General features: G+C 60.6%; 16 protein-coding genes and 3 pseudogenes. 14 read left to right on the forward strand and 5 right to left on the reverse strand.

Features of this window, described 5'->3' with window-relative positions; translation table 11 throughout:
* Positions 1–58 precede the first annotated feature (58 nt).
* From EJD88_RS01090 to EJD88_RS01100, 3 genes and pseudogenes are all read left to right on the forward strand, one after another.
* Positions 59–2,761, forward strand: coding sequence for a [protein-PII] uridylyltransferase (locus EJD88_RS01090; RefSeq protein ID WP_158876300.1), 2,703 nt, complete (start codon positions 59–61; stop codon positions 2,759–2,761).
* 38 nt (positions 2,762–2,799) lie between these two features.
* A complete protein-coding gene (dapC, locus tag EJD88_RS01095; RefSeq protein ID WP_158876302.1) occupies positions 2,800–3,999 on the forward strand; it encodes a succinyldiaminopimelate transaminase in 1,200 nt (399 codons plus the stop codon).
* Positions 4,000–4,284: 285 nt separating this feature from the next.
* Positions 4,285–4,716: pseudogene (locus EJD88_RS01100) on the forward strand (M12 family metallopeptidase); the annotation flags it as partial.
* 301 nt (positions 4,717–5,017) lie between these two features.
* Here the strand turns inward: EJD88_RS01100 and EJD88_RS01105 are convergent.
* Positions 5,018–5,380 (reverse strand): annotated as a pseudogene (locus EJD88_RS01105) (LysR substrate-binding domain-containing protein); the annotation flags it as partial.
* A 1-nt stretch (position 5,381) separates the two neighbouring features.
* A pseudogene (locus EJD88_RS01110) lies at positions 5,382–5,501 on the reverse strand (aldo/keto reductase); the annotation flags it as partial.
* Positions 5,502–5,899: 398 nt separating this feature from the next.
* Between EJD88_RS01110 and EJD88_RS01115 the strand changes: the two are divergent.
* From EJD88_RS01115 to EJD88_RS01130, 4 genes are all read left to right on the forward strand, one after another.
* The gene (locus tag EJD88_RS01115) at positions 5,900–6,262 is read left to right on the forward strand and encodes an ArsC family reductase (RefSeq protein WP_158876306.1); all 363 of its coding nucleotides are present in this window, start codon (positions 5,900–5,902) and stop codon (positions 6,260–6,262) included.
* A 32-nt stretch (positions 6,263–6,294) separates the two neighbouring features.
* Positions 6,295–7,329 (forward strand): 2,3,4,5-tetrahydropyridine-2,6-dicarboxylate N-succinyltransferase, encoded by a 1,035-nt coding sequence (gene dapD, locus EJD88_RS01120; RefSeq protein ID WP_099583365.1) that lies wholly within the window; start codon positions 6,295–6,297, stop codon positions 7,327–7,329.
* Positions 7,330–7,393: 64 nt separating this feature from the next.
* On the forward strand, positions 7,394–8,599 hold the full coding sequence (locus EJD88_RS01125; protein WP_158876308.1) for an aminotransferase class V-fold PLP-dependent enzyme: 1,206 nt from the start codon (positions 7,394–7,396) through the stop codon (positions 8,597–8,599).
* Positions 8,596–9,009 (forward strand): SufE family protein, encoded by a 414-nt coding sequence (locus EJD88_RS01130; protein ID WP_158876310.1) that lies wholly within the window; start codon positions 8,596–8,598, stop codon positions 9,007–9,009. The genes EJD88_RS01125 and EJD88_RS01130 overlap by 4 nt, the downstream gene beginning before the upstream one ends.
* A 55-nt stretch (positions 9,010–9,064) precedes the next feature.
* On the opposite strand, the gene tcdA is transcribed toward EJD88_RS01130, so the two are convergent.
* Positions 9,065–9,880 (reverse strand): tRNA cyclic N6-threonylcarbamoyladenosine(37) synthase TcdA, encoded by an 816-nt coding sequence (gene tcdA / locus EJD88_RS01135; protein ID WP_099583368.1) that lies wholly within the window; start codon positions 9,878–9,880, stop codon positions 9,065–9,067.
* A 212-nt stretch (positions 9,881–10,092) separates the two neighbouring features.
* Here tcdA and EJD88_RS01140 point away from each other — a divergent pair, with 212 nt between their 5' ends.
* From EJD88_RS01140 to EJD88_RS01155, 4 genes are all read left to right on the forward strand, one after another.
* Positions 10,093–12,684: a glycosyltransferase gene (locus EJD88_RS01140; protein ID WP_158876312.1), complete on the forward strand. Its 2,592-nt coding sequence runs from the start codon at positions 10,093–10,095 to the stop codon at positions 12,682–12,684.
* 222 nt (positions 12,685–12,906) lie between these two features.
* Positions 12,907–14,058, forward strand: a complete 1,152-nt coding sequence (gene dapE, locus EJD88_RS01145) for a succinyl-diaminopimelate desuccinylase (RefSeq protein ID WP_049709680.1) — start codon at positions 12,907–12,909, stop codon at positions 14,056–14,058.
* Positions 14,058–14,867, forward strand: a complete 810-nt coding sequence (locus tag EJD88_RS01150) for a putative RNA methyltransferase (protein ID WP_099583370.1) — start codon at positions 14,058–14,060, stop codon at positions 14,865–14,867. The genes dapE and EJD88_RS01150 overlap by 1 nt, the downstream gene beginning before the upstream one ends.
* Before the next feature lie 54 nt (positions 14,868–14,921).
* Complete coding sequence (locus EJD88_RS01155) at positions 14,922–15,299, forward strand: hypothetical protein (RefSeq protein ID WP_158876314.1); 378 nt, start codon at positions 14,922–14,924, stop codon at positions 15,297–15,299.
* Positions 15,300–15,430: 131 nt separating this feature from the next.
* On the opposite strand, the gene EJD88_RS01160 is transcribed toward EJD88_RS01155, so the two are convergent.
* Positions 15,431–15,640, reverse strand: coding sequence for a cold-shock protein (locus EJD88_RS01160; protein ID WP_032891681.1), 210 nt, complete (start codon positions 15,638–15,640; stop codon positions 15,431–15,433).
* A gap of 183 nt (positions 15,641–15,823) precedes the next feature.
* Between EJD88_RS01160 and plsB the strand changes: the two genes are divergently transcribed.
* The 3 genes from plsB to EJD88_RS01175 are packed head-to-tail and all read left to right on the forward strand — an operon-like array spanning position 15,824 to position 19,498.
* Positions 15,824–18,328, forward strand: a complete 2,505-nt coding sequence (gene plsB, locus EJD88_RS01165) for a glycerol-3-phosphate 1-O-acyltransferase PlsB (protein ID WP_099583372.1) — start codon at positions 15,824–15,826, stop codon at positions 18,326–18,328.
* A gap of 51 nt (positions 18,329–18,379) precedes the next feature.
* Positions 18,380–18,781 (forward strand): YbaY family lipoprotein, encoded by a 402-nt coding sequence (locus EJD88_RS01170; protein WP_158876316.1) that lies wholly within the window; start codon positions 18,380–18,382, stop codon positions 18,779–18,781.
* A gap of 27 nt (positions 18,782–18,808) precedes the next feature.
* Positions 18,809–19,498 carry a DUF4197 domain-containing protein gene (locus EJD88_RS01175; protein WP_099583374.1) on the forward strand — a complete coding sequence of 230 codons (690 nt, stop codon included), beginning with the start codon at positions 18,809–18,811 and terminating at the stop codon, positions 19,496–19,498.
* A 498-nt stretch (positions 19,499–19,996) separates the two neighbouring features.
* On the opposite strand, the gene EJD88_RS01180 is transcribed toward EJD88_RS01175, so the two are convergent.
* Positions 19,997–20,590, reverse strand: coding sequence for a LysE family translocator (locus tag EJD88_RS01180; RefSeq protein ID WP_158876318.1), 594 nt, complete (start codon positions 20,588–20,590; stop codon positions 19,997–19,999).

Here is a 20,590-nt window from a genome sequence, read left to right on the forward strand (position 1 = left end):
GCCCAGGTTTTCCCACAGCGTGTTGTGACTGACTATAGATAGAAAGGAAAGCCGATCGATGCCCCAGGTGGATCCCGAACTCTTCGACCGTGGCCAGTTCCAGGCCGAACTGGCCCTGAAGGCAAGCCCCATCGCCGCTTTCAAGAAAGCGATCCGCCAGGCCCGCGAGGTGCTCGATGAGCGCTTTCGCAGCGGCCGGGACATCCGCCGACTGATCGAGGACCGCGCCTGGTTCGTCGACAACATCCTGCAAAAGGCCTGGGAACAGTTCAACTGGAGTGAAGACGCCGATATCGCCCTGGTGGCCGTCGGCGGCTATGGCCGTGGCGAACTGCACCCCTACTCCGACATCGACCTGCTGATCCTGCTGGACAGCGCCGACCATGAGACCTTTCGCGATTCCATCGAGCGTTTTCTGACGCTGCTGTGGGACATCGGCCTTGAAGTCGGCCAGAGTGTGCGCTCGGTGGACGAATGCGCCGAAGAGGCCCGCGCCGACCTCACCGTAATCACCAACCTGATGGAAAGCCGCACTATCGCGGGCCCCGAGCGCCTGCGCCAGCGCATGCTGGAAGTCACCAGCACCGCGCATATGTGGCCGAGCAAGGAGTTCTTCCTGGCCAAGCGCGCCGAGCAGAAGACCCGGCACCACAAGTACAACGACACCGAATACAACCTGGAACCCAACGTCAAAGGCTCGCCGGGCGGGCTGCGCGACATCCAGACGATTTTGTGGGTAGCCCGTCGCCAGTACGGCACCCTGAACCTGCGCGCCCTGGCTGGCGAAGGCTTTCTGGTAGAAAGCGAAAACGCCCTGTTGGCCTCATCCCAGGAATTCATCTGGAAAGTGCGCTACGCCCTGCACATGCTCGCCGGCCGCTCCGAAGACCGCCTGCTGTTCGACCATCAACGCTCCATCGCCACCCTGCTGGGTTTTGAAGGCGAAGACGCCAAGACCAGCATTGAAAGCTTCATGCAGCAGTACTACCGGGTGGTCATGAGCATTGCCCAGCTCAGCGACCTGATCATCCAGCACTTCGAAGAAGTGATCCTCGCCCCCGAAGACGAAGCACCGCCGCAGCCAATCAATTCGCGTTTCCAACTGCACGACGGCTATATCGAGGCACGCAACGACAACGTGTTCCGCCGCACCCCGTTCGCCATGCTGGAAATCTTCGTACTGATGGCCCAGCAGCCGGAAATCAAAGGTGTGCGCGCCGACACCATCCGCCTGCTACGGGAAAACCGTCACCTGATCGACGATGATTTCCGCAATGACATCCGCAACACCAGCCTGTTTATCGAGCTGTTCAAGTGCAAGATCGGTATCCATCGCAATCTGCGTCGCATGAACCGCTACGGCATTCTCGGGCGCTATCTGCCGGAGTTCGGTTTTATCGTCGGGCAGATGCAGCACGACCTGTTCCACATCTATACGGTGGATGCGCACACCCTGAACCTGATCAAGCACCTGCGTAAGCTGCAATACACCCAGGTGTCGGAGAAATTCCCGCTGGCCAGTAAGCTCATGGTCAAGCTGCCCAAGCCGGAACTGATCTACCTGGCCGGCCTGTACCACGACATAGGCAAGGGCCGGCATGGCGACCACTCCGAAGTCGGCGCGGTCGACGCGGAGGCCTTCTGCCAGCGCCACCAACTGCCGCAATGGGACAGCCGCCTGATCGTCTGGTTGGTGCAGAACCATCTGGTCATGTCGACCACGGCCCAGCGCAAGGACTTGTCCGACCCGCAGGTGATCCATGACTTCGCACAGGCGGTCGGCGATGAAACCCGCCTCGACTACCTGTACGTGCTGACCGTCTCCGACATCAACGCCACCAACCCGACGCTGTGGAACTCGTGGCGCGCCAGCCTGTTGCGCCAGCTGTACACCGAGACCAAGCGTGCGCTGCGCCGTGGCCTGGAAAACCCGGTGGACCGCGAAGAGCAGATCCGCCGCACCCAAAGCGCGGCGCTGGATATCTTGGTGCGCGGCGGCAACGACCCGGACGACGTCGAGCAGCTGTGGTCGCAATTGGGTGATGATTACTTCCTGCGCCACACTGCCGGCGATGTAGCCTGGCACACTGACGCGATCCTGCAGCAGCCCGCCGATGGCGGCCCGCTGGTACTGATCAAGGAAACCACCCAGCGCGAATTCGAAGGCGGCACGCAGATTTTCATCTATGCGCCCGACCAGCACGACTTCTTCGCCGTGACCGTGGCGGCCATGGACCAGCTCAACCTGAACATCCACGATGCCCGGGTGATCACTTCCAGCAGCCAGTTCACCCTCGACACCTATATCGTGCTCGACACCGAAGGCGAGTCCATCGGCGACAACCCGGCGCGGGTGAAAAAGATCCGCGAAGGCCTCACCGAGGCCCTGCGCAACCCGGACGACTACCCGACCATCATCCAGCGCCGGGTGCCGCGCCAGCTCAAGCACTTTGCATTTGCGCCCCAGGTGACCATCTCCAACGACGCGCAGCGCCCGGTCACCGTGCTGGAACTCAGCGCGCCGGACCGCCCGGGCCTGCTGGCACGTATCGGCGGGATCTTCCTGGAGTTCGACCTGTCATTGCAGAACGCCAAGATTGCGACCCTCGGCGAGCGCGTGGAAGACGTGTTCTTTATTACCGACGCCGACAACCAGCCACTGTCCGATCCTGAGCTGTGCCTGCGATTGCAGGAAGCCATCGTGCAGCAGTTGAGCGTGACTCAGGAACCCGGCGTCGAGCTGACGCGCCTGACGATCTAAACCTCATTCCAGTTTTTAACGCCTTGCACGAGATTCCCATGAACAACGCCCTGAACCAGCTGCAACCCTACCCGTTCGAGAAACTGCGCGCACTGCTGGGCAGCGTCACGCCGAACCCGGACAAGCGCCCGATTGCGCTGTCCATCGGCGAGCCCAAGCACAAATCCCCGACCTTCGTGGCCGAGGCTCTGAGCAGCAACCTCGACCAGATGGCGGTGTACCCCACCACCCTGGGCATCCCGGCGCTGCGCGAGGCCATCGGCGCCTGGTGTGAACGTCGCTTCAACGTGCCCAAGGGCTGGCTCGACCCGGCGCGCAATATCCTGCCGGTCAACGGCACCCGCGAGGCGCTGTTCGCCTTCACCCAGACCGTGGTCAACCGTGGCGACGATGCCCTGGTCGTCAGCCCGAACCCGTTCTACCAAATCTACGAAGGCGCCGCGTTCCTGGCCGGGGCCAAGCCGCATTACCTGCCATGCCTGGATGAGAACGGCTTCAACCCGGACTTCGACGCTGTGACGCCGGATATCTGGAAACGCTGCCAGATCCTGTTCCTGTGCTCCCCCGGTAACCCGACCGGCGCGCTTATCCCGGTCGAGACCCTGAAAAAGCTGATCGCCCTGGCCGACGAATACGACTTCGTCATCGCCGCCGACGAGTGCTACAGCGAGCTGTACTTCGACGAACAAACCCCGCCGCCGGGCCTGCTGAGCGCCTGTGTCGAACTGGGCCGCCAGGACTTCAAGCGCTGCGTGGTATTCCACAGCCTGTCCAAGCGCTCCAACCTGCCGGGCCTGCGCTCCGGTTTTGTGGCCGGCGACGCGGACATCCTCAAGGCCTTCCTGCTGTACCGCACCTACCATGGCTGCGCGATGCCGGTACAAACGCAACTGGCCAGCATTGCGGCCTGGCAGGACGAAGCCCACGTGCTGGCCAATCGTGACTTGTATCGCGAGAAATTCAACGCTGTGCTGGCGATTCTCAAGCCAGTACTGGACGTGGAGAGCCCAGATGGCGGCTTCTATTTGTGGCCGAATGTGAATGGCGACGACGCTGCGTTCTGCCGCGACCTGTTCGTGGAAGAACATGTGACCGTCGTGCCGGGTTCGTACCTGTCACGGGAGGTAGATGGCTTCAACCCTGGCGCCGGTCGGGTGCGCCTGGCGTTGGTTGCGCCGTTGGCGGAGTGCGTGGAAGCGGCTGAGCGGATCCGGGCGTTCATTAACCGCCGAAAATAAACGCTATGCCCGTGGTATCTGACAGATATCACGGGCCAAGTTAAACATTGCATACACTCCATGCTGGAACTTCCCCTGCGTTCAGGACAAATCAGTCAACAGATTCGTCACTGACTCCAACGGGAAAAAGCCATGATCTCAGCCACCGTTTTTACCCCCTGCTCCCCTCCCCCCACTGATCGCTCGAACGACCGCGTCGATCAACCCGAACGCCTTTCCAGAAGTCGACGCAACGTGGGTGAACCCGCTAAATACTGGCCGCAAAACAGCACTATCAAGATCGTGATGTACGATTACCCGATGGATGACCCCTATGTGCGGGCAGTCAAAAACGCCGCCAACGAGTGGTCAACCCATATCAACCTCACGTTCGAGTTCGTATCGGGCGACGAGGGCGACGCTAAAATTACGCAGAACATGGTAGGCGACGCGGGCGGCTCCTCACGGATAGGTAACGACGCTCAACGTGCTTTGTATGGCGCCCCAACGATGAGCCTGCCGAGAGATCATACGTTACCGTCATTCAACCAAACCGTGCTGCATGAGTTCGGGCACATGCTGGGCGCACACCACGCGCATCAACATCCCGATGCCAATGTCCAATGGGATCACGCTGTTCTTGACCTGAACTACCCACAACCCGATCAGCAAACCAACTTTCTACCGCTACCGCGCAGCGAGTCCTACGATTTTTTGCCCTACGATCCAGACTCGATCATGCATTACGCCATCGACCCCGGCTTGACCACTAGCAACGTGTACCACTCAGGAGGCTCGACACTCAGTGCGGGGGACATTGCCTGGGCGAAAAAAACCTACCCCAGACCCGATAAGGGCGAAGACGCTACTTTCTCAATCCCAGGTTCGCCTCACTCATATCAAGCTCCGCCAATGCCTCCCGCAATACATCGTCCGCGATTTCGTGATGCCGACTCAGACTGCATAACTCAAGGCGTTGCGCACGCAGGGCTTTGAGCCGAAGCTTGCGCTGCCACAATAGGCCCGCTCTGCCCATCGCTCATTGTTTATAAACTAATGCGTCAACCACAACGCCAAATGCGGATGAATGCTCACGTCGATTCGGATAGTAAAGATGGTAGCCCGCGAACGGCTGGCACCAATCTTCCAGAACCCGCACGAGACTGCCCTCCGCTAATTCGTTGGCCACCATGTCTTCTGGAAGAAACGCCAAACCACATCCCGCCACAGCCGCACGCAAAATTGGCACGCTGCTGTTGAATGTCCATTGGCCTTCTACGCGTGCCTTGAGCTCGTGACCGTTCTTCTCGAAATCCCACTGCATGAGGCTCCCATGAGTCGGGAGACGCAGATTAATGCAGTTGTGCGCGGCCAGATCCGCCGGCTCCATGGGGATTTGCCGCCATCAATGAGATAGCTTGTTGGGTGTCCGTAGCGGGGCCGTAGCCATGGCTCAAGCCCATGCAGCCTAAACCCAAGGCGCAGACTTCAAGTGAACTGGTTCCGAGCGTGCGCTTGCGCATTTCGATCTCCCGACATTTAACGTTGGCAGAACAGTAAGCGCGCTGGCGAATATGGACTAGACGGGTAAATCGGCAAGGGCTCATGAGGCACACTCATAAACCCCAGCTCGATACTTTGATAGGCGTGATAGCTGTCCGAATGCCGTGATCCTGGTGCAGGCCGGGAAATGAATAAGAACGGTGCAGGCGGTTTGCCCAACGCGGTTTTCCCGGACAATCGACTTGCAACGACACACATCAGGCAACAACTGGCCATTGAAGTGCCATATTAACCGGCTATGTTACGCGCTGGCTTTTGCACAAAAGTCGCACAGCGCAGGACGACCGGCACCCAAACCCGCTGGTCGTGGCATAATCCCGGACCTTTCGTTTTGAGCATCCTAAAAGGGGGCAATTCCTTGACCGCTTCAAGCAAAACGTCGCACCTTTTCGGCATCAAAGCCTGCGACACCATGAAAAAGGCGCGCACCTGGCTCGATGAGCACGCTGTGAACTATGAGTTCCACGACTACAAAACGGCCGGTATCGACCGCGAACACTTGACCCAATGGTGCGACGAGCACGGTTGGCAGGTGGTTTTGAACCGTGCGGGCACCACCTTTCGCAAACTCGAAGACGAACGCAAAGCCGATCTCGATCAGTCGAAAGCCATTGAATTGATGCTCGCGCAACCTTCGATGATCAAGCGCCCGGTGCTTGATCTCGGTGACAGAACCCTGATTGGCTTCAAGCCAGATAGTTATTCGGCGGCCCTCAAGTAGGCCAGCCCTTCCATTTTTGTAGAGGTAACAGCATGTCCCATTCCCTGTTCAGCCTGGGCTTCGGCGTTGGCACTCAGAACCGCCAAGGTGCTTGGCTGGAAGTGTTTTACGCACAACCGCTGCTTAATCCATCGGCTGAAATCGTCGCGGCCATCGCGCCGATCCTCGGTTACACCGAAGGTAACCAGGCGATCACCTTCACTGTGACCCAGGCGCTGCAACTGGCCGACGCGCTCAAGGGCGTCGACGCCACCCAAGCCGCTCTGCTGAGCCGCCTGGCGGAAAGCCACACGCCGCTGGTCGCCACCCTGCTGGCAGAAGACGCCGCACTGACCTCCACGCCTGAGGCCTACCTCAAACTGCACTTGCTGTCCCACCGCCTGGTCAAGCCCCACGGCCTGAGCCTGGCTGGCGTGTTCCCGCAGCTGCCGAACGTGGCCTGGACCAGCCAGGGCGCGATCGACATCGGCGAACTGGCCGAACGCCAACTGGAAGCACGCCTGCGTGGCGAGCTGCTGGAAGTGTTCTCGGTGGACAAGTTCCCGAAAATGACCGACTACGTGGTTCCGGCCGGCGTGCGTATCGCTGACGCGGCACGTATCCGCCTGGGCGCCTACGTGGGCGAAGGCACCACGGTGATGCACGAAGGTTTCGTCAACTTCAACGCCGGCACTGAAGGCCCGGGCATGATCGAAGGCCGCGTGTCGGCAGGCGTGTTCGTCGGCAAGGGCTCGGACCTGGGCGGCGGCTGCTCCACCATGGGCACCCTGTCGGGCGGCGGCAATATCGTGATCAAGGTTGGCGAAGGCTGCCTGATCGGCGCCAACGCCGGTATCGGTATCCCGTTGGGCGACCGCAACACCGTGGAATCGGGCTTGTATGTGACTGCCGGGACCAAGGTTGCGCTGCTGGATGAGCAGAACCAATTGGTCAAAGTGGTCAAGGCACGTGAATTGGCCGGTCAACCGGACCTGCTGTTCCGCCGCAATTCCGAGACGGGTGCCGTGGAGTGCAAAACCCACAAATCGGCCATCGAACTGAACGAAGCGCTGCACGCTCACAACTAAGCAGCCACTCGATGCCACTAGCGGGCCCCGATCCTGGGGCTCGCTTATACGAGTCTTGACCACCATGCTTGTGCCCTCCCCCTGGCGCGCCGATTTTCCGGCCATTGCCACCCTGCAACGGCAAGACCAGACCTATCTGGACAACGCCGCTACGACGCAAAAACCCCAAGCCTTATTGGATGCCATCAGCCATTACTACGCCAACGGCGCAGCCAATGTGCACCGTGCCCAGCATTTACCGGGCGCCCACGCGACCCAGGCCTTCGAGGACAGTCGCAGCAAAGTTGCGCAATGGTTGAATGCAGGTGACACCGGGCAAATCGTGTTTACCCACGGCGCTACCTCTGCGCTGAACCTCCTGGCCTACGGCCTTGAGCACTTATTCAATGCGGGCGATGAGATTGTCATCAGCGCCCTGGAACACCACGCCAACCTGCTGCCCTGGCAGCAACTGGCCAAACGTCGAGCGCTCACGCTGGTGGTATTGCCACTCAGTGATGACGGCGTGATCGACCTGCACGCCGCCGCCGAGTTGATCGGCCCACGCACGCGCCTGCTGGCAGTGAGCCAGTTGTCCAACGTGCTTGGCGCCTGGCAACCGCTGGAAGCCTTGCTGGCTTTGGCGCAGCCCCACGGCGCCCTGACCGTGGTCGACGGTGCCCAAGGCATCGTCCACGGTCGCCATGACGTGCAAGCGCTGGGATGCGACTTTTATGTTTTCTCCAGCCACAAACTTTACGGCCCGGACGGCGTCGGCGTGCTCTATGGCCGCAACGAAGCCCTGCATCACCTGCGCCACTGGCAGTTCGGCGGGGAGATGGTGCAGCAGGCGGACTACCACAGCGCGAGCTTTCGCCCCGCGCCGCTGGGCTTCGAGGCGGGTACTCCGCCGATTGCCAGCGTGATCGGCCTGGGCGCCAGCCTGGATTACCTGAGTTCCCTGGACCCGCAAGCGGTCATCGCCCATGAAGCGGCCTTGCATGACTACCTGTTGCACGGCCTGAAGGCGCGCAACGGCGTGCGGGTGCTGGGCTCGCCGCAGGTGGCGCTGGTCAGCTTTGTGGTCGAGGGCGTGCACAACGCCGACCTCGCGCACCTGCTGACCGAGCAAGGCATTGCGGTACGCGCCGGCCATCATTGCGCTATGCCGCTGCTCAAGGCGATGCAACTGTCAGGAGCGATCCGCGTTTCCCTGGCGCTGTACAACGATTCCGACGATCTTGAGCGCTTTTTTGAAGCGCTGGATCAAGCACTGGACATGTTGCGATGAGTTTGCCCGTGGATGCGATTGCCGCCTTGGAAGCCTTCCAGGCCGTAGGAAGTTGGGAACAACGCGCGCGGATGCTGATGCAGTGGGGCGAGCGCCTTCCCGCCTTGGCCGATGAAGAGAAGGTCGACGCCAATCTTGTGCACGGATGCGAAAGCCAGGTGTGGTTGGTGGGGCGCTTGCACGACGGCCATTGGCAGTTTTCCGCCAGCAGTGATGCGCGAATGATCCGGGGGCTGGTGGCGTTGCTGCTGGCGCGGGTCAATGGGTTGTCGGCTGCTGAGTTGCAGGCAGTTGATCTGCCGGAGTGGTTCAATCAACTTGGGCTTTCGCGCCAACTCTCCCCGTCACGCAGCAACGGTTTGAATGCAGTTCTGCAGCGGATGCGCGAACTCAGCCGAACACAAAGCTGAATGTGGGAGGGGGCTTGCTCCCTCCCACATTTTGAACTGTGTAACGTCCTGAGATTCAGGCGGGCTTGACCCGCTCCGAAGGCCGACGCACCCCAGCCACAATCTTGTCCACCGCCTTGGTCGCCGCCACCATACCGAACGTGGCCGTGACCATCATCACCGCGCCAAACCCACCGGCGCAGTCCAGCTTCACACCATCACCCACAAAACTTTTCTGCAAACAGATGCTGCCGTCCGGCTTGGGATAGCGCAGCTGCTCGGAAGAAAACACACACGGCACGCTGTAATGGCGGGTCACGGTGCGGGAAAAATTGTAGTCACGACGCAGGGTGGAGCGCACTTTCGACGCCAATGGATCATTGAAGGTGCGGTTCAGGTCGCACACCTGGATCAGCGTCGGGTCAATCTGCCCACCAGCGCCACCGGTGGTGATGATCTGGATCTTGCGACGCTTGCACCAGGCAATCAGCGCGGCCTTGGCGTTGACGGCGTCGATGCAGTCGATCACGCAATCAATATTCGGCGTGATGTATTCGGCCATGGTGTCGCGGGTCACGAAGTCCGCCACCGCGTGCACGGTGCAGTCCGGGTTGATGCCGCGCAGGCGCTCGGCCATTACCTCGACCTTGGGCTTGCCCACGGTGCTGTCCAGGGCGTGCAACTGGCGGTTGCTGTTGCTGACGCAGACATCGTCCAGGTCAAACAGCGAAATCTCGCCGACCCCACAACGGGCCATGGCTTCCGCCGCCCAGGAGCCCACGCCGCCGACGCCGACGATCGCCACATGGGCCGCTTTCAAGCGTTCCAGGCCTTCAATGCCATACAAGCGGGCGACGCCTGCAAACCGCGGATCTTCTGTACTCATGACCATTACCCCAAAAACCGGCGCGCATTATAGGGCTACGCAGCGACAAGTTCGAAGCTTCAAGCTACAAGTAAAGAACTTAGATGGCCTTTTGCTGACTAACGTCCGGCTTTTCTCTGTCTGCTGTACGCTCGGGGAAAGGCCGGTGTAGGATGCGCGCCGTTCGGTGCAGGCCGACACCTCTTTTCGTTCCACACCCTTTGGAACCCGACATAACCATGGCATCGCGTAAATTTGGACTCAACCTGGTGATCGTGCTGGCAATTGCCGCGCTGTTCACCGGCTTCTGGGCGCTGGTCAACCGCCCGGTCACTGCTCCCAACTGGCCTGAGCAAATCTCCGGTTTTTCCTACTCGCCGTTCCAGCAAGGCCAGTTCCCGCAAAAAGACCAGTACCCCACTGACGAGCAGATGCGTCGTGACCTGGAGATCATGAGCAAGCTGACGGACAACATCCGTACCTACTCGGTCGACGGCACCTTGGGGGATATCCCCAAGCTGGCGGAAGAGTTCGGCTTGCGCGTCACCCTGGGAATCTGGATCAGCCCGGACCTGGAGCGTAACGAGCGCGAAATCCAGCGTGCCATCGAGATCGCCAACAGCTCGCGCAGTGTCGTGCGCGTGGTGGTCGGCAACGAGGCGCTGTTCCGCGAAGAAATCACCCCTGAAGCGCTGATCGTGCTGCTCGACCGGGTGCGCGCTGCGGTGAAAGTACCGGTGACCACCTCCGAGCAGTGGCACATCTGGGAAAAGAACCCGAAACTGGCCAAGCACGTCGATCTGATCGCCGCGCACATCCTGCCGTTCTGGGAATACATCCCCATGGACAAGGCTGGCCAGTACGTACTGGACCGGGCCAAAGACCTGAAAAAACTCTTCCCTAAAAAGCCGCTGCTACTGTCGGAAATTGGCTGGCCGAGCAACGGACGTATGCGCGGGGGTAACGAAACATCCCCGGCAGACCAGGCGATTTACCTGCGCACGCTGGTGAACAAGCTCAATCGCCAGGGCTACAACTACTTTGTGATCGAAGCGTTCGACCAGCCGTGGAAAGTCAGCGACGAAGGATCTGCCGGCGCCTATTGGGGCGTGTTCAACGCCGCACGCCAGCAGAAATTCAACTTTGAAGGGCCTGTCGTCGCGATCCCGCAATGGCGCGTGCTGGCCATCGGTTCGGTGGTGCTGGCACTGCTGTCCCTGACCCTGCTGATGATCGACGGCTCGGCCCTGCGCCAGCGTGGCCGGACCTTCCTGACCTTTATCGCGTTCCTGTGCGGCTCGGTACTGGTGTGGATCGGCTACGACTACAGCCAGCAATACAGCACTTGGTTCAGTGTCACCGTGGGTATCCTCCTGGCGCTCGGCGCCCTCGGCGTGTTTATCGTGTTGCTGACCGAGGCCCATGAACTGGCCGAAGCCGTCTGGACCCACAAGCGTCGTCGTGAATTCCTGCCGGTCGAGGGGGATTCGGACTACCGCCCGAAAGTCTCGATCCATGTGCCGTGCTACAACGAGCCGCCGGAGATGGTCAAACAGACCCTCGACGCCCTGGCCGCCCTCGATTACCCGGACTACGAAGTCCTGATCATCGACAACAACACCAAGGACCCGGCGGTTTGGGAACCGGTGCGCGACTACTGCGAAACCCTCGGCCCGCGCTTCAAGTTTTTCCACGTCGCGCCCCTGGCCGGCTTCAAGGGCGGCGCGCTGAACTACCTGATCCCGCACACCGCCAAGGATGCCGAAGTGATCGCGGTGATCGACTCGGACTACTGCGTGTCGCCGAACTGGCTCAAGCACATGGTGCCGCACTTCGCCGACCCGAAAATCGCCGTGGTGCAGTCGCCCCAGGATTACCGCGACCAGAACGAAAGTACCTTCAAGAAGCTCTGCTACGCGGAATACAAAGGCTTCTTCCATATCGGCATGGTCACCCGTAACGACCGCGATGCGATCATCCAGCACGGCACCATGACCATGACCCGTCGCTCGGTGCTCGAAGAACTCGGCTGGGCCGACTGGTGCATCTGCGAAGACGCCGAACTGGGCCTGCGGGTGTTCGAGAAAGGCTTGTCGGCGGCGTATTACCACGACAGCTACGGCAAGGGCCTGATGCCCGATACCTTTATCGACTTCAAGAAACAGCGTTTCCGCTGGGCCTACGGTGCGATCCAGATCATCAAGCGCCACACCGCCAGCCTGCTGCGCGGCAAGGACACCGAGCTGACCCGTGGCCAGCGCTACCACTTCCTCGCGGGCTGGTTGCCGTGGGTGGCGGACGGCATGAACATCTTCTTCACCGTCGGCGCACTGTTGTGGTCGGCGGCGATGATCATCGTGCCAACGCGGGTCGATCCGCCGCTGCTGATTTTCGCGATCCCGCCGTTGGCGTTGTTCGTGTTCAAGGTCGGCAAGATCATCTTCCTGTACCGCCGTGCGGTGGGCGTGAACCTCAAGGACGCATTCTGCGCGGCCCTGGCAGGCCTGGCGTTGTCCCACACCATCGCCAAAGCGGTGCTGTATGGCTTCTTCACCACCAGTATTCCGTTCTTTCGTACACCGAAAAACGCGGATAACCACGGCTTCTGGGTGGCGATTTCCGAAGCCCGCGAAGAAATGTTCATCATGCTGCTGTTGTGGGGCGCGGCGCTGGGGATCTACCTGGTGCAGGGCCTGCCAAGCAACGACATGCGCTTCTGGGTGGTGATGCTGCTGGTGCAGTCGCTGCCGTATGTGGCCGCGTTGATCATGGCGTTTCTGTCGTCGCTGCCCAAACCGGCAGCGGCGCCTGAGCCCGCGCCTGCGGCGTAAAAACTTGCGCAATGCACTAAACGGCGGCCTCTGGTCGCCGTTTTGCTATAAGATAACGGCCGTTTTGTTGGATCAGGCAAGCACCGATTGCCTTATGTGGGAGGGGGCTTGCCCCCGATAGCAGCGTGTCAATCAGCTAAATTTGTTGCTGATACACCGCCATCGGGGGCAAGCCCCCTCCCACATTGAATCTGCGCCCATACACGCTTCCGGAGTTTTCCCATGACGGCCCATGCCGACCTTTCGCCGACCCTTCAACTTGCCATCGACCTGATCCGTCGCCCCTCGGTCACGCCGATCGACGCCGATTGCCAGAAGCTGATGATGCAGCGTCTGGGCGACGCCGGTTTTGCGCTGGAGCCGATGCGCATTGAAGACGTGGACAACTTCTGGGCCACCCACGGCAAGCACGATGGCCCGGTGCTGTGCTTCGCCGGTCACACTGATGTGGTGCCGACCGGCCCGGTGCAAGCCTGGCAGAACGATCCGTTCGACGCGCTGATCGACGAAAACGGCATGCTCTGCGGGCGTGGCGCGGCGGACATGAAAGGCAGCCTGGCCGCAATGCTGGTGGCAGCGGAGCGTTTCGTCACCGATTACCCGGACCACAAGGGCTCGGTGGCCTTCCTGATCACCAGCGACGAAGAAGGCCCGGCGCACCACGGCACCAAGGCCGTGATCGAGCGCCTGGCCGCGCGCAAAGAGCGCCTGGACTGGTGCATCGTCGGCGAACCGTCGAGCACGACGCTGGTCGGTGATGTGGTCAAGAACGGCCGTCGCGGTTCCCTCGGCGCGACCCTGACCGTGCGCGGCGTGCAAGGTCATGTGGCCTACCCGCACCTGGCGAAGAACCCGATCCACCTCGCCGCACCGGCCCTGGCGGAATTGGCCGCCGAGCATTGGGACGACGGCAACACGTTCTTCCCGCCGACCAGCTTCCAGATTTCCAACCTCAATTCCGGCACCGGCGCCACCAACGTGATTCCTGGTGACCTGACGGCGGTGTTCAACTTCCGTTTCTCCACCGAATCCACCGTCGAAGGCCTGCAGCAGCGCGTGGCGGCGATCCTCGACAAACATGGCCTGGACTGGCATGTGGAGTGGGCGCTGTCGGGCCTGCCGTTCCTCACCGAACCGGGCGCCTTGCTCGATGCGGTGTCCGCCAGCATCAAGGCGATTACCGGTCGCGAGACAAAGGCGTCCACCAGCGGCGGGACGTCGGATGGCCGTTTCATTGCCACCCTCGGTACTCAAGTGGTCGAGCTGGGCCCGGTCAACGCGACAATCCATCAGGTCAACGAGCGCATCCTCGCCAGCGACCTCGATGTACTGACCGAAATCTACTACCAGACCCTGATCAAGTTGCTCGCCTGATGCTTGCCTGCCCCATTTGCAGCGCCCCGCTCAACGCGGTAGACAACGGCGTGGCGTGCCCGGCCGGGCACCGTTTCGACCGGGCTCGCCAGGGTTACCTGAACCTGTTGCCGGTGCAGCACAAGAACAGCCGCGATCCGGGCGATAACCTGGCGATGGTCGAAGCGCGCCGCGACTTCCTCAACGCCGGGCACTACGCGCCGGTGGCCAGGCGCCTGGCCGAGCTGGCCGCTGAACGCGCGCCGCAGCGCTGGGTCGACATCGGCTGTGGCGAGGGTTACTACACCGCGCAGATTGCCGACGCCCTGCCCCACGCCGACGGCTATGCGCTGGATATTTCCAGAGAAGCGGTCAAGCGTGCGTGCAAGCGCAACCCGGCGCTGACCTGGTTGATCGCCAGCATGGCCCGCGTTCCATTGGCGTCAGGCAGTTGCCAGTTTCTCGCCAGTGTTTTCAGTCCATTGGATTGGCAAGAAGCCAAGCGCCTGCTCAGCCCCGGCGGCGGTTTGATGAAGGTCGGTCCTACACGTGGCCACCTGATGGAACTGCGCGAGCGCCTGTATGACGAAGTGCGTGAATACACCGACGACAAACATCTGGCCCTGGTGCCGGACGGCATGAGCCTGGCCCACAGCGAGACGCTGGAGTTCACCTTGAGTCTGGCCGAGCCCCAGGACCGCGCCAACCTGCTGGCCATGACACCCCACGGCTGGCGCGCCAGCGCCGAGCGCCGTGCCGAGGTGATCGAAGCCGCTGAGCCGCTGCTGGTCACCGTGTCGATGCGCTACGACTATTTCGTGCTTCAATAACCGACTTTTAAGCATCCGCGAATGGATTTTCGAATCCCGCAACGAGGAATATCCATGCGCCAACCTGATATCGAGATTTACCTGAAGGACGCCGACGTCGACTACAAGGCCATTGCCGCGTGGCTGGGCGCAGCGTTGGGCCCGTGCACCGACTGGGCCCAGAAGGGCCAGACCTACAAGTGCAAGGCCGGCGATGTGCCCGTCACCTGGTTGCCCAAAGCGGTAGGCAAATGGAACAGCCTGTTCTTGGAAAGTGACCAGACGCCGTGGGACGACGACATCGCCTGCGCCCGTGCGGCATTTGCTGCACTGAACGTCGAGGTGCGCTGCGCGCCGGGGACGTGGGTCGAGGAAGAAGGTGAGGAAAGTGCCGACACCTGGATTCGCATCAGCGCAGACGGTGAAGAACAGATCACTTGGAAAACTGCATAACCTGAATTGCAAATGCCGTCAAAAATGTGGGACGGGGCTTGCCCCCGATAGCAGTGCGTCAGTCAGCTAATTTGTTGCTGATACACCGCCATCGGGGGCAAGCCCCCTCCCACATTTGATCTGCGATGGGCCTACAGGCCAACCACATCCTCCGCCTGCAACCCCTTCTCGCCGGTCACCACGGCGTATTCCACCTGCTGGCCCTCGGCCAGGGAACGGTGGCCATCACCGCGAATGGCGCGGTAGTGCACAAACACATCCTTGCCATCTTCACGCTGAATGAAGCCATAGCCCTTTGCATCGTTGAACCACTTCACATTGCCGGTTTCGCGCGTTGCCATCTGTATTACTCCCACGTACGTTTTTTATTGTTGAGTCGCTTGCGTTGAACTGCCGAGTATAAGACAGGCTCAAAAGCGATCAACTCAAGTTTACATCGCTGCTTTTTTGCCGATTTTCGGCGAATACGGCACACTACCCGCCCGAGCGCCTGCTCGGTTTTTTCCACTTCAAGCAGCTCGCCTATGACCCGCTCCCCGTTCCGCCGTCTGGTGTTTGGCACCTTGCGCCGACTGTTGTACCTCTGGGTTCGCTCGGAGACGATCAACCAGTCGTCCCTTACCCTCAACCTGGACCGCAGCCGGCCGGTGTTTTACGTCCTGCAATCGCCCTCTCTCACCGAATTGGCCGTGGTCGATGCCGAGTGCACCAAGGCCGGCCTGCCGCGCCCGGTGCTGCCAGTCTCCGTAGGCCCGTTGATGGAGCCGGCGGCGTTCTTCTACCTCACGCCGGAGCCGGACTGGCTCGGCCGCCAGGACAAGCGCGGCGCACCGCCGACCCTGACCCGCCTGGTCAACACCCTGAGCGAGCACGCCGAAGAGAATGCACAAATCATTCCGGTCAGCGTGTTCTGGGGGCAAACCCCGGCGAGCGAGTCGAGCCCTTGGAAACTGCTGTTTGCCGACAGCTGGGCCGTCACCGGCCGCCTGCGTCGGTTGTTGAGCATCCTGATCCTGGGTCGCAAGACCCGTGTGCAATTCTCCGCGCCCATCAACCTGCGTGAGTTGATCGAGCACAATAAAGGGCACGAACGCACCGTGCGCATGGCCCAGCGCATCCTGCGTGTGCACTTTCGTAACCTGAAGACCGCCGTGATCGGCCCCGACCTGTCGCACCGCCGCAACCTGGTCAAGGGCCTGGTGAATATGCCGTTGGTGCGCCAGGCCATTCTGGATGAAGCCGAACGGGAAAAAATCAGCCCGGAAAAAGCCAAGGCCCTGGCCCTGCGCTACGGCAACGAAATCGCATCGGATTACACCTACACCGCGATCCGCTTCCTGGAAGTGGTGCTGAGTTGGTTCTGGAACAAGATCTACGACGGCATCAAGGTCAATAACGTCGAAGGTGTGCAAAAGGTTGCACAAGGCTACGAGGTGATTTACGTGCCTTGCCACCGCAGCCATATCGACTACCTGCTGCTGTCCTACCTGCTGTTCAAGAACGGCCTGACCCCGCCGCATATCGCCGCGGGCATCAACCTGAACATGCCGGTGATCGGCAGTCTGCTGCGCCGTGGCGGGGCGTTTTTCATGCGTCGCACCTTCAAGGGCAACCCGCTGTACACCTCAGTGTTCAACGAATACCTGCATACCCTGTTCACCAAGGGTTTCCCGGTGGAGTACTTCGTCGAAGGCGGACGCTCACGCACCGGGCGCATGTTGCAGCCAAAGACCGGGATGCTCGCGATTACCCTGCGCAGCTTCCTGCGCTCTTCGCGCATGCCGATCGTGTTTGTGCCGGTGTATATCGGCTATGAGCGTGTGCTCGAAGGCCGCACCTACCTGGGCGAACTGCGCGGCGCGAGCAAGAAGAAAGAGTCGATCTTCGATATTTTCAAAGTGGTCGGCGCGCTCAAGCAGCGGTTTGGCCAGGTCGCGGTCAACTTCGGCGAGCCGATCAAGCTGGCGGAATTTCTCGACGGCGAACAACCCGACTGGCGCACCCAGGAGCTGGGGCCGAACTACAAGCCGGCATGGCTCAACGAAACCACCAACCGCCTCGGCGAACGGGTGGCCCGCCACTTGAACGAAGCGGCGGCGGTGAACCCGGTGAACCTGGTGGCCCTGGCGCTGCTGTCCACCACACGCCTGGCCCTGGATGAACAGGCCATGGCCCGCCAGTTGGACCTGTACCTGGCGCTGCTGCGCCGCGTGCCTTACTCGCCCCACACCACCCTGCCCGAGGGTGATGGCCTGGCGCTGATCAAGCACGTCAAGGACATGGACCTGCTGTCGGAACAGAGTGACGCCCTCGGCAAGATTGTGTATCTGGACGAGCAAAACGCCGTCCTGATGACCTACTACCGCAACAACGTGCTGCACATCTTTGCCCTGCCGGCGCTGCTGGCGAGCTTCTTCCAAAGCAGCTCGCGGATGAGCCGCGAACAGATTTTGCGCTACACCCACGCGCTGTATCCGTACCTGCAATCGGAGCTGTTTATCCGCTGGTCGCTGGAAGAGTTGGACACGGTTGTCGACCAGTGGCTGGAAGCCTTTGTCGAACAAGGCCTGCTGCGCTTCGAAAACAACGTGTACCTGCGCCCGGCGCCAAGCTCGCGGCACTTTGTGCTGCTGACGCTGCTGTCCAAGAGCATCGCCCAGACGCTGCAACGCTTCTACATGGCGATCTCGCTGCTGCTCAACAGCGGCCAGAACAGCATCAGCGCCGAAGAACTGGAAGACCTGTGCACGATCATGGCCCAGCGCCTGTCGATCCTGCATGGTCTCAATGCGCCGGAGTTCTTCGACAAGAGCCTTTTCCGACATTTTATTCAGACATTGCTGGAGCAAGATGTGCTGCGCCGCGACGAGGCCGGCAAATTGAGCTATCACGATCTGCTCGGTGAGCTGGCGGAAGGCGCGGCCAAACGTGTGTTGCCGGCCGAGATTCGCCTGTCGATCCGCCAGGTGGCCCTGCATCGTGTCGATGGCGCAGCCGAACAACCGGATGAGCCTGAAGAAACCCGCTAGATTGAATAAGGCGCCAGTGGGATGCTGGCGCCGCTGACAAGGAGCCGCACCATGAAAAAGATCATCCTCCTGGGCCTGACCGCCCTGCTCGGAGCCTGCCAATCCATGACCCCTGCTCCCAAGGCCAGCCTTGATGGCGAAGTGTTCTACCTGCAACGCATCGCCCTGCCGCCGACAGCAACCTTGAGCGTCAGCCTGCAGGACGTATCCCTGATGGACGCCCCGGCCGTGATCCTTGCCGAACAAAAAGGTCCGATCAAAGGCCAGGTGCCGCTGCCGTTTCACTTGAATTACGACCCGGCCCAGGTCAAGCCGGGCCACAGTTATGCGGTGAGTGCTCGCATCGAACAGGATGGCAAGCTACTGTTTATCACCACTGCACGGCACGCTGTGCAGCTCAACGGCCAGGATCCACAGCCGCTGCGCCTGCGAGTTGATGCGGTCGCACACTGATATTCTCCAGATCATAAGGAAGCGCCCATGCTCCGTAATTCCCTTCGCCTCACTGCCCTGTGCGCCGGCCTGCTGTTCGGCGCCAATGCCATGGCCCTGGACCTGAGTAGCCTGTCCCAGGGCGATGCCAGCGGCGGTCTCAAGGACGCCCTGACCCAGGGCGCGCAGATCGCGGTGAAACAACTGGGTGTGCCCGGTGGTTTCAGCAACAACCCCGAAGTAAAAATCGGCCTGCCAGGCAAGCTCGGCAAAGTCGCCGACAAACTGAAAATGTTCGGCATGGGCGACCAGGTCACGCAACTGGAAGACAGCATGAACAAAGCGGCCGAAACCGCCGTGACCCAGGCCCAGCCGATCCTGGTCAACGCCGTGAAGAACATGAGCGTGACCGACGCCAAGGGCATCCTCAGTGGCGGCCAGGACTCGGCCACCCAGTACCTGAACAAGAGCAGTCGCGAACAGATCCGCGCCAAGTTCCTGCCAATCGTCAAGGCTGCCACCGATAAGGTCGGCGTGGCCCAGCAGTACAACGCGCTGGCCGGCAAGGCGGCAGCCTTCGGTGCCGTGGATGCCAAGAGCGCCAACGTTGAAAACTACGTGACCGAGCAGGCGCTGGATGGTTTGTTCAAGATGATTGCGCAGCAGGAAGAGACGATTCGCAAGAACCCGGCGGCAGCAGCGACCAGCTTGGCGAAGAAAGTCTTTGGGGCGCTATAAAAGCTGATTAAAAAAACGCCCTGACTTTGTCCGGGCGTTTTTTGTTGCACGTACTTTTTAACACCCCATGCTCTAACGCACAGCCTAGAAACGGTAGTGCGGCAATGGCCGAGATGAGCCATACGAAACACTGGTATTGCCGTTCGAGCTGGACGAGTTCGAATTGACGTTGTTGTTCTCGTTATTGATGTTGATATTCACGGGTTGCTGCTGGCTCTTTCCACAACACCGACCAAGGCCCATCATCGCCCCCATCATTTGTAGCGGTAACGTCAGTATCGGCAGAATCATCTACATTCCTTCCTAATTAAATTCACACAATAGTCCAGACCGCTGCACTCCAAACGCCAGTACTTTTCGGCCAGGTGATTCTGTGTGGTGCGTTAGTTGAAATAGTTCCTGCCTATGCGTTGGAACGAGCCGCTACCCAGCCAGCGCGTCCATCGCCTGGGGCCTGAGCGTAATGCGCAAGCCTGACGCCCCTTCGGATTGATAGCATCAGTGGAAGATCGAATCAGCCACGCGGCCGAGCAGGACAGTAGCGAAACAACCAATGGCGATTGCAGTGACGCGATTGATCGTAAGTGAACTCAACCAGCGAGAGTGGCGCCCGACTACCCCGGCACCGAAGCCTATCCATGCCATTCCAATCGGCACTACCACCAGGGCCAGGAGGGTCATAAACGCCATATAGTCAGTCCAGTTGCTGAACGTATTGGCGGGGGCGATCAAAGATGCGATCAACAACCCTTTGGGGTTCATTACCGTCAACGAAAAAAAATAGATGCCTGAAAACTGATCCCCGACAGCCTCATCCGGAGCCTGTTTGCGGCGCCACAACTGATAGGACGCCAGAAGCAAGTAACAACCGGCGGCCAACTGAGTCAGTTTAAGCGCCCACGGCGAATACACCGCGATGTAGAGCAAGGCCGCGCCCCACAGTGTTACCTGTAGCAAGTAGGCCAGACACTCGATGAAGGCCAACTTCCACGAAGCCCGAAACCCGAACAACACCCCTGCGCGCAATAGCAGGGTGTTGGTCGGACCAGGGGCAAGCAACAGCAACATCAGGGCAGAAACAGTGGCCAACAT

This window comes from Pseudomonas sp. PB105, assembly GCF_009764655.1.
Taxonomy (GTDB): Bacteria; Pseudomonadota; Gammaproteobacteria; order Pseudomonadales; family Pseudomonadaceae; genus Aquipseudomonas; species Aquipseudomonas cyclaminis.

Excerpts from the sequence above, each read along its gene's own strand:
- EJD88_RS01130 (WP_158876310.1), top strand. The coding sequence starts at position 8,596 with ATGAGTTTGCCCGTGGATGCGATTGCCGCCTTGGAAGCCTTCCAGGCC.
- dapC (WP_158876302.1), top strand. The coding sequence starts at position 2,800 with ATGAACAACGCCCTGAACCAGCTGCAACCCTACCCGTTCGAGAAACTG.
- EJD88_RS01170 (WP_158876316.1), top strand. The coding sequence starts at position 18,380 with ATGAAAAAGATCATCCTCCTGGGCCTGACCGCCCTGCTCGGAGCCTGC.
- EJD88_RS01140 (WP_158876312.1), top strand. The coding sequence starts at position 10,093 with ATGGCATCGCGTAAATTTGGACTCAACCTGGTGATCGTGCTGGCAATT.
- EJD88_RS01160 (WP_032891681.1), bottom strand. The coding sequence starts at position 15,640 with ATGGCAACGCGCGAAACCGGCAATGTGAAGTGGTTCAACGATGCAAAG.
- plsB (WP_099583372.1), top strand. The coding sequence starts at position 15,824 with ATGACCCGCTCCCCGTTCCGCCGTCTGGTGTTTGGCACCTTGCGCCGA.
- EJD88_RS01155 (WP_158876314.1), top strand. The coding sequence starts at position 14,922 with ATGCGCCAACCTGATATCGAGATTTACCTGAAGGACGCCGACGTCGAC.
- dapE (WP_049709680.1), top strand. The coding sequence starts at position 12,907 with ATGACGGCCCATGCCGACCTTTCGCCGACCCTTCAACTTGCCATCGAC.
- EJD88_RS01175 (WP_099583374.1), top strand. The coding sequence starts at position 18,809 with ATGCTCCGTAATTCCCTTCGCCTCACTGCCCTGTGCGCCGGCCTGCTG.
- EJD88_RS01180 (WP_158876318.1), bottom strand. The coding sequence starts at position 20,590 with ATGTTGGCCACTGTTTCTGCCCTGATGTTGCTGTTGCTTGCCCCTGGT.
- dapD (WP_099583365.1), top strand. The coding sequence starts at position 6,295 with ATGTCCCATTCCCTGTTCAGCCTGGGCTTCGGCGTTGGCACTCAGAAC.
- tcdA (WP_099583368.1), bottom strand. The coding sequence starts at position 9,880 with ATGGTCATGAGTACAGAAGATCCGCGGTTTGCAGGCGTCGCCCGCTTG.
- EJD88_RS01150 (WP_099583370.1), top strand. The coding sequence starts at position 14,058 with ATGCTTGCCTGCCCCATTTGCAGCGCCCCGCTCAACGCGGTAGACAAC.
- EJD88_RS01125 (WP_158876308.1), top strand. The coding sequence starts at position 7,394 with ATGCTTGTGCCCTCCCCCTGGCGCGCCGATTTTCCGGCCATTGCCACC.
- EJD88_RS01090 (WP_158876300.1), top strand. The coding sequence starts at position 59 with ATGCCCCAGGTGGATCCCGAACTCTTCGACCGTGGCCAGTTCCAGGCC.